The organism is Bradyrhizobium diversitatis (assembly GCF_016031635.1).
GTDB lineage: Bacteria > Pseudomonadota > Alphaproteobacteria > Rhizobiales > Xanthobacteraceae > Bradyrhizobium > Bradyrhizobium diversitatis.
In genome coordinates this window covers 1-13,111 of record NZ_JACEGD010000082.1, presented here as the reverse complement: position 1 = coordinate 13,111, position 13,111 = coordinate 1, and the positions used below count along the sequence as shown (strand labels likewise).

Sequence of the window (13,111 nt, the reverse complement as noted above, 5' to 3'; positions counted from 1 at the left end):
CGAATCTTCATCTCTGGCCAGAAGCGCGGCGTCTTCGGTGTCATCAAGCGCGAGCTGCGCCGCCGTTCCGCCATCGAACCCATCATCGGACACCTGAAGACCGATGGCCACCTCGGCCGCTGCTACCTCAAAGGCCGCGCCGGCGATGCGGCCAACGTCATCCTCTCAGCCGTCGGCCACAACTTCCGCCGCATCCTCGCCTGGATCAGAGAACTCTTGTGCCTGTTCCTGATCCAGCTCTGGCGCACGCGCGCCTGTCCGGCCCCGCTCAATTCGGCTTCTTAACGGACGACTAGCTAGGCGTGACTTCCGCAACGGGTCAAAGGCTGCCCTGGCGGCTCCACCAATGGCTTCCGCTCAGCCTTCGGAAGCGGACCGTGCAAAGCCAAGAGGGAGTGTCAGCCACGGGCCGATTCCGTTGAAAAAGGCCGGCAGTATTTCGTTGTAATGGCTCCGTCGCGATGTGGCCGAACCGCTCTACCGGCCTCTATGCGAGCCTCGGGGTGGGCATCGGGATCAGCTTGGCCATCTTTCGAAGGTTCTGGGCGGTGGCTGCGAGGATGAACTCGTCGCGCGCGCCGTTTGGACCTCGTAAACGCAAACGGTCGAGCTTGAGAATGCGCTTGAGGTGGGCGAACAACATCTCGATTTTCTTGCGGAGCCGGCGCGAGGTGCCTCCCTCCCACGATCTCGCGATTTGGCGCGCCATGTCGCGAGCGCCCTCGTCGATTGAACGCGGCACTCTCCGTGATGCCTGCATGGGGCAGCACCGAGCCCTCAATGCGCATAGATCACAATCGCGCTTGCTGGCGAGGTAAAGCATGGTGGCACCGTCATTCACCAACGTTCCGGTCGAGGTAAGAACTTTGCCACCAGGACAACGATAGATGTCCCCAGTATGGTCATAGGCGAAGTCGTCGCGCGAGAAGATCCCGTCTGTGCGCGCCGACTTGTCGAAGACGGTAACGTGCGGCTCGATGAAGCCAGGCGAGCATCTCGGCCGAGCCATAGCCGCTGTCACCGAGGAGCCGGCTCGGATAGAGATCAAACCGCTTCAGCGAGCGCTCAATCATGCGCTTTGCGGCCAATACCTCCGCCTGCCGGATAGCCGTCGTTGCCTCAACATCGACGATGATCGCGTTCTCGATGTCGATCAGGTAGTTCGTCGAGTAGGCGAAAAAGGCTTGACCGCCGTGCGCCCCCGTCCAGCGCGCCGCCGGGTCGGAGGGCGACACGAACTTCGGGGTGACCTCGGTCGCGGCTCCAAAAGCGGCATCATCGAGGACAGCCAGATACTCATCGATTGCTCGGCCGGCAGCCTCCGGCGGAAGTCCCTTATCGCCTTCGATCCCCTTCTGCCGATTGGCATCGGCCTTGATCAGGCTCGCATCGACTGCAAATCCTTCACCGCCGACCAGTCGTTCCTCGATGCAGCGGCGCAACACGCTCTCGAACACGCGACGGAAGAGATCGCTCTGCCGGAAGCGGCCATGCCTGTTCTTGGAGAAGGTCGAATGATCCGGCACCGCCCCATCCAGACCGAGCCGGCAGAACCACCCGTAGGCCAAATTGAGGTGAACCTCATCGCACAGGCGCCGCTCCGACCGGATGCCGAAGCAGTAGCCGATCAGGAGCATCCGGATTATCAGCTCGGGATCGATCGAAGGTCGACCGATACTGCTGTAGAACGGCGCCAGGTCCGGCCTAATCTGTTCAAGGTCGACAAATCTATCGATCGACCGGAGCCAGTGGTCGGCAGGGATGTGCCTTTCGAGTGAGAACTCATAGAACAACGCAGCCTGTTCGACTTGCCGATGCCCCATCATGATCTTCAGTCCTGCCAATTAGACAGACTGAATCACTGATACCTCTGCGTCGCAACCGCTGCCTTTTTCAACAGAATCGACCCAAAGCGGACGAGGGCTAGGAACGGACGTGAGCGTTCCTGATTGTGGAAGATGCCGCGCTATTACTTCGACTCACGAGACAACGACCATCGCCGACGATGAGGGCCTTGACTTCGCCTCCTTAGACGATGTGAAGGCCCAAGCGACGACGGCATTGACCGAACTTGCCAAGGATGTGCTGCCTGGCTCTGTCGTCAGAACGCTTGCGATCGAAGTTCGTGATGATCTGGGCCCGGTTCTGCGGATTGCCTTACGCTTCGAGATTGAACATATCCGAACGGATTAACATAGTTTATTTGGAACCATTCCCTTAACATGTGTTTATCCCCTATCACCGGCTGAGACTCTTGGGCGCCGGTGGCTGAGAGTTGTGTGCTCCCGCCTTACAGGCTGGAGCGGCGAGTTCCCCATTCCGGCTGAACTTCCTCAATCGCGGAGTGGTGTGATGCCTGGGACATTGACGGCTGCACTCGTTCAGAAGCTTACCAAGGTCAATCGGCTCGACCAGAACGACATCTTGGCCATTCAACAGCTTCCCATCCATAGCAAGCGTGTCGCTGCGCAGCACCGCTTTGTGCGTGACGGTGACCGCCCGTCGGAGTCCTGCCTAATCGTTGATGGGTTTGCCTTCCGGTCGAAGCTGACGCCAGACGGACAAAGGCAAATTTTGTCACTCCATATTCCAGGAGAAATCCCGGACCTTCAAAGCCTTCACTTGCACGTCATGGACCATGACCTAACGACGCTCACAGAATGCACGCTCGGTTTCATCAAACACGATGCGTTACGTGAACTGATTAAAATGCGGCCGAACGTAGCAGCTGCGCTTTGGCGTGAGACGTTAGTCGACGCCGCAATCTTCAGGGAATGGATCGTCAATGTCGGCCGCAGGCCGGCGCGCGCTCGAATGGCACACATGCTTGCGGAGCTCCACGAGCGCCTCGCATTACTCGGGCGGACGCTAAACGGGTCGTTTGAGCTGCCAATCACGCAAATCGAGCTGGCAGACTGCCTCGGCCTGTCCGTAGTGCACGTCAACCGAACTCTCCAACAACTTCGCCAAGAAGGAATCGTAGCGACCGAGCGCAGAACTTTCCACTTGCTTGACCAAGCCAAAGTTGAGGAACTTGGCCAGTTTGAAAGGATCTACCTGCACCAGCGTCCATCGATCTGATGACAGATGCGCCCTTCAGTGCGCTTCCGCTTGTGGCCATCTGCGACCTCGAAGGCCAGCTGCTCTTCGACTGATGTTGGCGGCAAACCGGACGGCAGGCGGACAGTTCATTTTTGAGAACACGCCTTAGTTCCTTACGCGCAACAACGATTCCATGCCGAGACGAAATACTGCTGAAACAATCGGCTGCTTTCATGCTGCATCCGGGTCACGTGTTTGTATCCTTAGCTGTTTGGATCCCGGGGCTGGTATTTGTGAACCTTAGTATTGTCCGAGCCACTCAAACTTCCCAAGGGCCGCCGCGAAGGCGGCCCTATCTTTTTAGCCGCTAGTGCCGACGCCTGCCTAGCCCGCTAAATGGTTCGCCGTCATCGCCGGAACGAACCAACTCCAAACGACTCGAATCTACCTCTTTGTTGGGTGGAGTTGGTCAGTGGTTGCAAGGCCGGAAACGGAAGGCGATCGGGACGAAGGCGCCCTTCCCCGACTTCATCGAGCCCGTTCTCGCCGAGCAGGTCGAGCGCGTCCCGCGCGGCGAGGGCTGGATCTACGAGACAAATTCGACGGATACCGCGGCCAGCCCCGTTCTCGTCGAACGTCAGATAGCTTCCTTGTGTCCGCTCGATGCGAGCCGGCTTCTTTGCTTCGTTCTCAAGGATCACGTCAGCGAGCTTCTGCCTTGTACCGGCGTACTGCGGCATAGCGTCCTTGCCGCGGACCAAGCCCATCATCACGCGCTGCGAGATCGCCTGAAGCCCATCCTCAGCGAAAAGGTAGAAGCGGATGGAAAGTCCCATGGGAACGTCCTCAATGAGCCGGCATGTTTTCGAACGTTACCAGGTTGGGCAATGCCAAACGGGGTGGAAATTTCTGGCGGCACTATGCCCCCGGCGTCAGAAAGCTTCGACTGCCACGAGCCGCAGCGCATCCTCAGGTCCTCAAGCGACTGACGGTCATCGAGCCTAGTATTCCCATCACCCCGCATCAGAAAGCAGGATTTCGAATCGGGGCAGACGATTGCGGGGCACGATCGATGGCAGTTGTGAACTAGTTCACAGATCGGGAAAGAGAAGCTCACTACCGTGGGAAGCGCGGGCGAGGACACTTCGCTCCTGCGAGCGTCTTGCTATGATTCTCGATCGCCTGCCCCATCGAGCAGATGTGAATGGATTGGTATGTCAGTCACAGGAAGACGACAATTATGATTGACGACCAATTGGCCCGTGCACATCGCAACAATATTCAACGCTATCGCTTCTTATTGCAAACCACTCTGACGGAGTTCGAGCGGCAGTTCGTCGAAAGGCGCCTGAGCGAGGAGCAATCTAAGCTAGACACGTTAACCGGCTCGGGCTCAAGTGACGCGCCCTGCATCAAAGAGAACCACGCGACCCAGTTCACCTGAACCTGGCCCTTTGGCGGAGAGCCGAGGAGTCGCGCCCCATCCCAAAGGAGCGACAGTTTTCAAAGACCGCAGGCACACGCCGCCTCTGCGAATAGCTTGAGGTCACGAGATTACCGCCGGGCGTCTACCTCCTTCTTTGGACGCCCGCCCTTCTGCAGATATCGCGCGGGCGGCTTAGTATGCGGGCTCTGCTTAGGCCTTTTTGACAGCGGATTCCGTCCGGGCGCGCGCAGACTCCACTTGCTCTCCCGCAGCAGTTGCGCTTGCATGGTGCTTTCGACGGGGGATTTTCTAGCATGCGCATTTTGGTGATGGCGGCCGCCTGCGCCACGCTGGCTGGCTGCATGACAGCCGGGAGACGGTTTCGTTCAAGGCATCTAATCCGCAGCAGCAAGCTCTCATGCGGGACGGGCAGCCCGCCCTCGTCTCCCGACAGAAAAACTCCTTGGTGTTGGTTCGACCAGCCGCCCGTCAGTTACAAGCGAACGGACGGCCCGTCTTCGTGGTGGGCATAAACAATATGAGCCGCCAACCTGTCGAGTTTCGGGGTCGGACAGGTCGAGGCGGTCCAACACGCCGCGGGATCGGAGGATGCTGGTTCAGGAGGAAAGAAACCGCCAGGTTGCGGCCGCGCTTCTCACAGGGGTCGCGGCCGGCGCCAATGCATATAGCGCCTCCCAGGCTGGCTATGGCCACTACACCACGCCTAGCGGGCGCACGGGCACATTCTACAGCTCGAGGGCGGCGGCAATTGCTCAAGGCAACGCGACTGCGCAAAATGAAGCGATGATCTCTGCCACTATCGAAACAGGCCAGCGCAACATGGCCGTGCTCGAGCAAGCGGTGATCAAGGACACTACTCTCCCGCCCGGCGAATGGTACGGGGGTCAACTTCACCTTGCGTGACGGAGGACCCAAGTCTTACACGATCGTCATTACGGTGGGGGCCGACCGACATGTTATCGATGTTTCGCAGAGCAGAGCCGGAGCCTGAACAGGTGAACAACATGAGGCAGCGTGCGATCGTTTGGTCGCTCGGATAGCATGGTACGCTCCCTAAAGATATTTGCTGTTGCCGCCGCTTTCCTTTCGAGCGCATGCATGCCTGGAGATGCGGCGTGCGGTGATAAGGGTGGCCCGGGATATCGGAACCAGTCTGGAAAGTGCGTCGGCTGGGAGGCGCTTGCGCGCCAATGTGGCTATCCGCCGTCCACACACTGTTCGCCCGAGAACGTTGCCACGGGATCGGATGATGCTGCGGTCAAAGGAGCAACTATCCGGTCATTGATGGATCGCTCGCATGCTGTCAAAGGTACCGCAAGTCGATAGTAGCCGCTGGCGCGAGTTCTTCGTTAGGTCAGGCCTAGTCGCACTCTTGATCGGGCTAATGACGCTCGACGTCCCTACTCGCGCCGCCATCGATCCAACGACGGGGCCGGTGTATGGGTCGCAAGTCGCAGGAGATCTCCATCAATGGCAGCGGATCGACTTCCGGTCGGAGCGACTCTCCGTCCGAGCGGCGCCACAGATCAAGGTCGCCATTCAGACCCGAGGGCCAGCCATGAATGGCCTCATCCGCATTCCCGGTGCACCCGCCTCCAATTTTGACACCGGAAGGGCTTACCGCGGTCGACCTCATCAATGTCGGCGACCAAATCAAGGGATATAGGGAGATCGTGGCATTGGAGATTGTGTTCACGCAGGCCATGCCGGGCCAATTCTACCAAGTCTTTCCAGTGGACTATGGTAGCAGAAATTAGGCTCGTCTAGCCATGATTGTGACCGAAATCCAAGACCAGGCGATAGCTGCCCGAATGGCGCTGATTGTCGGCGCAGACCGGTTCGATCGACTCTTTCGAGCCGTCCGGTTCGACGAAGTTGATGGCGATGTCCTTTACGTCTACGCCCAAGACGAAGATGCGGCGGCAGAAATGGAAGACGAGTTCGCGCTTCACATCTCCATCGTTGCCTCGATGATCCTCAATCGCCAGATCAATGTAGTGCTCGTGCTTCCGCGGCAACGTATGAAGCCTCAAGTATAGCTGAACGCGTCATCTGACCGAACGAAATGGCCGAGCAAACATTGAATGATCTGGAGGATCGGCCATGACAACACCCAATCCATCGCGCAATAAGTCCGGTGCAAAACCTAACATCGACCGCAAAGGCGCATCTCAGGAGTCGATCATCGAGGAGTCCGAAGAGTTTAAGGACGGAGGTCGCGACCTCGTGCACGGAGAAGGCGGCGCTATCGACATCCCCACCAAGCCCGGCGATTTGTCTAGGGATGATTAGGCTGGCTTGGAACCTATCTGGCGAGAAGCGCGTTGATTTTCGTGGTTGAAGGAACGTTCGCGAGATGAGCGAAACTGTTCTGGTTGTTGATGATGAGCCGGCAGTCCTTGACGCGATCGGGGACATGCTGGAGCGTCTCGGTTGCCAAGTCATCCGCGCCCAAAGCGGCGCGGACGCGCTCGATCGGCTTAAACAGAACGAACACATCTCCATTCTCATCACCGATATCAGCATGCCCGGCATGGACGGTCATGAGCTGGCCGAGTTAGCCAGACGCGTCCGCCCTAAGCTGAAGGTGCTGCAACTGTCCGGCCGCGAGCCCCGGCGCGGTGGCCTCCCGATGATCAGGAAGCCGTTCTCGTTCGAGGAACTCGCCGGCGTCATGCAGCGGATCAGCTGAACGCAGGCAAAAGACAGCTGCCGAAAGAAAAGCCCGCAGCGCATGTTCCCGCGCGAGCTGAATCGAACTCTTTCGATGATGCCACTGTGCCGGTGTTTTGCCCGTCGCGGCGAACGCGGAAGAAGGCGGCCTTCCTCCCAGTTTGATATGTGGCGCGCAACGGGCTTGCTTCAAGCCCCCGTTCCTGCCGTAGAACCCGTGACCCAGCAAACGACATCGCTTGATCAGCGCGGCATCGCCGATCGCTTCCTGCGCGAGGGCCAGATCACCCAGCTCGCGGGTTTCGCCTGGACCAGGCTCGACATCAGCGACCTCCCCACGCGGCATCCCTACGGGCTCGCGCTGCGACAGGCCCACATCGAGCGCATCCTGGCCGATTGGGCCACCGAGCTCGGGGTCGCGGTCTATCGCGACACCGAGGTATCAGGTTTTGCGCAAGACGAGGCCGGCGTCCACGTCACGCTCTCAGGCGGCAAGGTGCTGCGCGCAAACTATCTCGTCGGTTGCGACGGCGGCCGCAGCGTGGTGCGCAAGGCGGCCGGCATCGACTTCGCCGGTTTCGAGCCGACGCTGAGCAATCTCATGGCCGAGGTCGAGATGCGCGAGGCCCCTAGGTTCGGCCTGCGCCACGACGCGCTCGGCTTCCATGGACTCAGCAAGACCGAGAGCGGGCGCGTGCTGGTCGTCGTGACGGAAGCAACGCTCGCGCGCAGCGGCGAGCCGGGCTTGCGCGATCTCAGCGGGGCCCTCAATGCAGTCTATGGCACCGATTTCGGCGTGCAGAACCCCGCCTGGATCTCCCGCTTCACCGATGCCGCCCTGCAGGCGAAGTCCTATCGCAAGGGCCGCGTGCTGCTCGCCGGCGATGCCGCGCACATCCACCACTCCGTGGGCGGCCAGGGCCTCAACCTCGGCGTGCAGGATGCGGTCAATCTCGGCTGGAAGCTGGCGCAGGTGGTCAAGCGCATCTCGCCCGAGAGCCTGCTCGACACCTATCACGACGAGCGCCACCCCGTGGCCGCACGCGTGCTGAAAAACACCATGGCGCAGATCGCCCTGCTCCGCCGCGGCGACGACGGCCGCAAGGCCGCGCGCGAGGTGATCTCCGAGCTGCTCGCCATGGACGAGCCGCGACAGCGTCTTGGCGCGATGATGAGCGGGCTCGACATTCGCTATGATCTCGGCGCAGACCACGCGCTGCTCGGACGCCGCATGCCCGATCTCGATTTTATGGTCGACGGCCGGCCGCTCAAACTGTTCACGCTGCTGCACGGCGCGCGCGGCGTGCTGCTCAGTTTCGGACAGCGCAGCAGCGTCAGGGCAACGCCCTGGGCCGATCGCATCGCTATTGTCGATGGCGACTATGACGGCCCATGGCAGCTTCCGGCCATCGGTGATGTCGCCGCGCCCGCCGCCGTGCTAGTGCGGCCGGACGGCCATGTCGCCTGGGTAGGAGATGGGAGCGAACGGGGACTTGCGGAGGCGCTGACTGCCTGGTTCGGACCGATCACTACTGCGTAGTTTCTGTGGACCGATCCAGATCAGATGCAGTCGGCTTGGTCAGAAAAGCCAAGTTGCTTAAGCGTCGCTTGATCGTTTCCATTATTCCGGCGACAGTCCCATATCGTCGCAACCCAAAACGCTCCTGGTTTCTCTCACTGAAGCGCAACTCGCGACCAACCAATTGAGACGCAGGCATCAGGAGGTAGTCCTTTATCTCTCGATTACCCTCATTCAACCTAACCACGACGATCAGGCCGGGAGGAAGATGCCGGCCACGTATGATGACCCAACTCGGATGTGTCGCACCATGAGAAAGCCGACTGCGCGCCACGCGAAAGGATATTGCGACGGCGTGAATCTTGAGTATCTGATGAGCTTGATTGAGCCTGACATCCTCGCCAGATTTGGCGAGCCACGCCGCGATCTTTCGGGCTAGGGCTTTGACCATATCGCGGCGAACGGTTCGAGACTCGACGTACTCGTAGCTTCGCTTAGGACTGTAGCCGATCAGGCGATAAGCCGCCCTCAAGCTGCCGAAACGCGTCAGGTATGCTACCGAGCTAGGTATACCCTCTGTCTCATTGATAATGTCCCTACTCAGCCGCCCTCTTCGGTGAAGCAAGACCCTCAATCGCTTGAGCATTTCCTCATCGGACACCCCCCAGCAGTCGTCGATCTGCAAGTATCTGCTGCGCCTTCGCGAAAATTTCCTTGTCGACTACTGGCTCGAACGCGTCTTCCTTCTTGATCCAATCTGCCGGAGGATTTTCTTTTCGGACTGTTCGCAGTCTCGCACTATGGCGATTGTAACGATTGGTGCCAATGTAGTTGTCGTTTTGTAGCAGGTAGTGGATTTGGGCGAAGGTCCATGGCCGTCCCCGATTGCGGGCATCACCAAGATTGAGCTCCCGCGCAATCTTCGTCTCGGTAAGATGACGTTTCACGAAAAAATCAAATATTAGCCTCACCATCTCGATTTCGTGTTGCGGTCCTGGACGTAGGATAACGCGGTCGGTTTGAAGCGACTTCCATTGTCCGGTCTCCATTATTCCTTTGGATCGGCCGTTTTCATCAATCAGTTCTCTGCGAAGGCCGAAGCTCGGGTGGCCGCCCTGTCGAAAGCCAAGCCTTGAGAGATGGCACGCGCCAGTGTGCACCTTGACCCCAAGTTCTCGACTGTATTCAGCTGCCATCACCCGTTTGATGTTCTTAATAATGCCCGAAATGACACTCCCATCGTTCTCAAATTGCTCTGCGCAATAGCAAACCGTCATTCCTGCTTCCCTGCAGATAAATTCGTAGTGAGCACTTTCATCAATGTCTTGAAAGCGCCCCCAGCGGCTGACGTCGTAGATGAGGATGTGATCGAAATTCACGCGGCCTTGACGGACGTCCGTAATCAAACTGGTCAAACCCGGTCTGTTTCTGATCCCGAGACCACTTTCGCCGTCGTCGCGATAAGTTCGCACGATCTCTAGTCCGCGCGCTTGCGCGTAGGTCGCAATCGCCGCAGCTTGATTTTCGATCGAGTAGCGCTGGTGGTCCGTCGACATTCGAACGTATTGCGCAGCGCAGAGCGTCCGCTGTGCTTTGGGTAAAGAGACTTTGTGCGGAATGAGCGCGTTGATCATCGGACATCGCCTCACCTTGCGCCTAGGCAATTTACGACGGCCAGCGAGCGGCGTGAAGTTCACGTCTTAGGACGGGCTACTCCACGAGCACCCATACTTCACTACCCAGGTCAGAATGGCTGTCGCAAGGGCGACGATCAATCCGCCCCAACTCGATGTACGGCGCGCCGCACTGATCGACCGCAGATAGAGGAACGCGCCTAATAGCGTGCCGTAGCTCCTCCTGAAGTCTCCATTGAGCTTTGCAATCTTTGCGAGCTCGGGAGATGCCTCTATTTCATCGGCCATATGCGCTGATCCTCATTACTGAACCAGCGCCCTATGAACCACTGTTTTGCCCGACGGAGCAAGCGGAATTTCGGTATTTCAAAATACTTTCTGAGGGCCGCCCGCTGGTCCTTGACCAACGTTTTGACCCCAGTGTCACGGGACCGGCTAGGGCTAGCGGCTTGCCTCCAACCTCCCTCCGCGGAAATCAATTTGGGGTACGCCCACCACTTCCCTGCTCCGCCATGCCCCACCCCGCCCGACGCCCAACGCCCACGCATGTTGACGGCCGGCCGATGAAGATCACCTTCGGCCAGATGCGCGAGATGGGCTTGCGCGGCGTCCTGGTCTACTGCCACTGCGGCCACCATGTAGCCTTGGATGCGGATCAGTGGCCGGACGAGGTGCGGCTGTCGGACATTTGAGCCCCGCTTCGTGTGTCAGGGCTGCGGCGCCAAGTGCCAATGTCCGGCCGGACTTCGAGCGGGGCAATCCAAAGATGGCAATCACGGATTACGGACCAAAGAGCGGATAGACAGTGACGAAATTTGCGGTCCAACGACCCTATGCAGATCCAGAAGCCGCTGCGCGGCAGCTCGTCAAGCTCGCCGCCGGCATCGAGCCGGTCCAGGACGGCCACATCTACATCGAGAAGATCAACGCGCCCTTCCTGTTCACGCTAAAGGGCCGCGGTACCGAGTTCATTGCCGGCCTGCGTTACGCCGTTGAGAAGGGTTGGCTCGAGCTGCACGAAAGCGGCACCTTGGTGCGGTTGCTGCAGCCCGGTAACGACCTCCTCGGCCACTGATAGGAACCGCGGAACCGCTGGGTGATTGGCCATTCGCCGGCCCGCCGCCGAGCCGGCGGAGCGGCCCCGGCCTACCCCTATCGCCTCCCAAGCCGGGGCCGTCTCCTTTGCATAGCGGCCCCGATCGCCATCGGTCCCCAGGCCGCCCATGTCGAGACTGGTCAGCGGGGTAGCGCGTCTGACCTCGCCCTCAATCATCCCGCAGCGGATGCGGCCGCCGCGGTGCCGACGTCCGGCCGGACTTCGGTCCCGCCCGCATGGGCACGGCTGATTGTCGCCGCCGAATTTTTCCCGACCAGGAACTGGACCGGTCATTCGCAGCTTACAGACTAAACGAACGGTGTCAGGAGGTGTCCCATGGCCGAGCGCCGTAGGATAAAGCAAGTTCGCCCCCTCGAGGAGAGACTGGCCGAACAAGCGGCTAAACTCAAAGAACAAGCCGCGAATCTCCCGGCCGGCGCCGAGCGCGAGAAGCTACTTAGGAGAGCGCGCTTGGCCGAGACAGGTGCCCATTTGAGCGATTGGGTCACCTCGCCCGGCCTTCGGCCGCCCAAACTGACGTGATTGTTCGGACTCATAATTCTTTGAGCCGGGAGCCGTCTCTCGGCGCTCGATAGTGTGGAGCAAGCGTATGCGTTCCTCGCCCTCGATCGCGCCGACCGATCGCCTCGATCGCGATATTTACCTCGTCCTTGAAGACTTCGGAGCGCGCGCCGGTTGCGCCTGGCGCGAGACCGACGAAGCCGACACCGATTTCGAAACCGTGCTGCGAGGCCTGCTTTCCGGCCAATACCTCTATCCGGCCCGCATCGTGTGCTTCAATCCGGGCGAAGGTTCGTCGCGCGATGCCACTTCGGACGTGGCTGACGCGCTAGCCCAGCGCGCGATCGACACCGATGGGGAAGTTTCGTCCTCCTTGCAAGACTTCATGCCGCCCATGCGACAACTCGGTTTGATAGCCAGCTTGCATTGCCACTACCGGGTGCAGCATGATGTCCGCGACGGAAAACCCCTTGGTTGCCGGCCTCAAACGAGCGCGACCACGGCGCCCGGCCTGCGGCGAAATGCTAGAATGCGCAATCTCGGCCAGATTCTTCGAGCATCTGCACGGGAAGCAGATCGAGGAGGAACAACCGGGTGCATTGATCGGGGCTTGCAAAACTTACGATGATATCGGCTCGGTTTGCGAGGCGCATCCGGACTTGCCATGGGACGGTCCCCGCGCCTGCCCCTGCGGTGCCGCCGGCGCACCATGCCCCCAATGCAACGTTCCAGACTCTGGCGAGCCGCCTCGCACGCCGCCGGGCTTCATTGCCGACGTCGACGAGAAGACCAAGCTGCACTGATGCAGTTAACGGCGTCTACTCATAATGCCGGCTCACCAACGTAAAGCGGAAGTCACCTGCATTGAACGTGGCCTGCGGCTTTTGACCCTGGCTGTGTGAAAACACTGGACTGCTGTTATGATTCTCCTGTGATTCTTTGGGGGAATCGATGAGGCGCTTCGTTGAAGAGGCGGATCGTGGGCAGCGGACGCTGTTGCCCGAATGCCTCGATGACTTCATTGACGAGAGCAACCCAGTTCGCGTGATCGACGTATTTGTCGATGCGCTCGGTTTGGCTGAGATGGGCTTTGAGGGTGTGGAGCCGGCGGCCACGGGTCGGCCGTCGTACCATCCCTCGGTGCTCCTTAAGCTTTACATCTACGGCTATCTGAACCG

Annotated in this window: 14 protein-coding genes and 2 pseudogenes; 13 read left to right on the top strand and 3 right to left on the bottom strand. The window is 59.6% G+C overall.

Annotated elements, in window-relative coordinates; genetic code table 11:
• On the top strand, positions 1 to 285 hold a 285-nt coding region (locus H1B27_RS39280), incomplete at its 5' end, for a transposase (protein WP_197965649.1).
• A 202-nt stretch (positions 286 to 487) separates the two neighbouring features.
• Here H1B27_RS39280 and H1B27_RS39275 read toward each other — a convergent pair.
• Positions 488 to 1,826 (bottom strand): annotated as a pseudogene (locus tag H1B27_RS39275) (transposase).
• Positions 1,827 to 1,935: 109 nt separating this feature from the next.
• Here H1B27_RS39275 and H1B27_RS39270 point away from each other — a divergent pair.
• Positions 1,936 to 2,193, top strand: a complete 258-nt coding sequence (locus H1B27_RS39270; RefSeq protein ID WP_246516067.1) for a DUF6894 family protein — start codon at positions 1,936 to 1,938, stop codon at positions 2,191 to 2,193.
• 159 nt (positions 2,194 to 2,352) lie between these two features.
• Positions 2,353 to 3,081 carry a Crp/Fnr family transcriptional regulator gene (locus H1B27_RS39265; RefSeq protein ID WP_197969728.1) on the top strand — a complete coding sequence of 243 codons (729 nt, stop codon included), beginning with the start codon at positions 2,353 to 2,355 and terminating at the stop codon, positions 3,079 to 3,081.
• A gap of 368 nt (positions 3,082 to 3,449) precedes the next feature.
• Here the strand turns inward: H1B27_RS39265 and H1B27_RS41360 are convergent, their stop codons facing one another.
• Positions 3,450 to 3,878 (bottom strand): hypothetical protein, encoded by a 429-nt coding sequence (locus tag H1B27_RS41360; RefSeq protein ID WP_197969727.1) that lies wholly within the window; start codon positions 3,876 to 3,878, stop codon positions 3,450 to 3,452.
• A 368-nt stretch (positions 3,879 to 4,246) separates the two neighbouring features.
• On the opposite strand from H1B27_RS41360, the gene H1B27_RS39255 reads away from it, so the two are divergent.
• The 6 genes from H1B27_RS39255 (at position 4,247) to H1B27_RS39230 (ending at position 8,702) form a co-directional block, all read left to right on the top strand.
• Complete coding sequence (locus tag H1B27_RS39255) at positions 4,247 to 4,486, top strand: hypothetical protein (RefSeq protein WP_246516066.1); 240 nt, start codon at positions 4,247 to 4,249, stop codon at positions 4,484 to 4,486.
• Between the two features lie 591 nt (positions 4,487 to 5,077).
• Positions 5,078 to 5,392: a hypothetical protein gene (locus H1B27_RS39250; RefSeq protein WP_197969726.1), complete on the top strand. Its 315-nt coding sequence runs from the start codon at positions 5,078 to 5,080 to the stop codon at positions 5,390 to 5,392.
• Between the two features lie 866 nt (positions 5,393 to 6,258).
• Complete coding sequence (locus H1B27_RS39245; protein ID WP_197969725.1) at positions 6,259 to 6,528, top strand: hypothetical protein; 270 nt, start codon at positions 6,259 to 6,261, stop codon at positions 6,526 to 6,528.
• Between the two features lie 64 nt (positions 6,529 to 6,592).
• Positions 6,593 to 6,781 (top strand): hypothetical protein, encoded by a 189-nt coding sequence (locus H1B27_RS39240; RefSeq protein WP_197969724.1) that lies wholly within the window; start codon positions 6,593 to 6,595, stop codon positions 6,779 to 6,781.
• A 64-nt stretch (positions 6,782 to 6,845) separates the two neighbouring features.
• Entirely contained in the window at positions 6,846 to 7,181 is a 336-nt protein-coding gene (locus H1B27_RS39235; protein ID WP_197969723.1) for a response regulator, read from the top strand.
• A gap of 198 nt (positions 7,182 to 7,379) precedes the next feature.
• Positions 7,380 to 8,702: an FAD-dependent monooxygenase gene (locus H1B27_RS39230; protein ID WP_311977842.1), complete on the top strand. Its 1,323-nt coding sequence runs from the start codon at positions 7,380 to 7,382 to the stop codon at positions 8,700 to 8,702.
• Positions 8,703 to 9,331: 629 nt separating this feature from the next.
• Here H1B27_RS39230 and H1B27_RS39225 read toward each other — a convergent pair.
• Positions 9,332 to 10,315 carry a recombinase family protein gene (locus H1B27_RS39225; RefSeq protein WP_197969721.1) on the bottom strand — a complete coding sequence of 328 codons (984 nt, stop codon included), beginning with the start codon at positions 10,313 to 10,315 and terminating at the stop codon, positions 9,332 to 9,334.
• Positions 10,316 to 10,878: 563 nt separating this feature from the next.
• Between H1B27_RS39225 and H1B27_RS41150 the strand changes: the two genes are divergently transcribed.
• The 4 genes and pseudogenes from H1B27_RS41150 to H1B27_RS39205 all read left to right on the top strand — a co-directional run.
• Positions 10,879 to 11,007, top strand: coding sequence for a hypothetical protein (locus H1B27_RS41150; RefSeq protein ID WP_311977841.1), 129 nt, complete (start codon positions 10,879 to 10,881; stop codon positions 11,005 to 11,007).
• 113 nt (positions 11,008 to 11,120) lie between these two features.
• Complete coding sequence (locus tag H1B27_RS39215; protein WP_197969720.1) at positions 11,121 to 11,390, top strand: hypothetical protein; 270 nt, start codon at positions 11,121 to 11,123, stop codon at positions 11,388 to 11,390.
• 631 nt (positions 11,391 to 12,021) lie between these two features.
• Positions 12,022 to 12,383 (top strand): annotated as a pseudogene (locus H1B27_RS39210) (hypothetical protein).
• 501 nt (positions 12,384 to 12,884) lie between these two features.
• The coding region (locus tag H1B27_RS39205; RefSeq protein WP_197969627.1) for a transposase at positions 12,885 to 13,111 on the top strand (227 nt) is incomplete at its 3' end.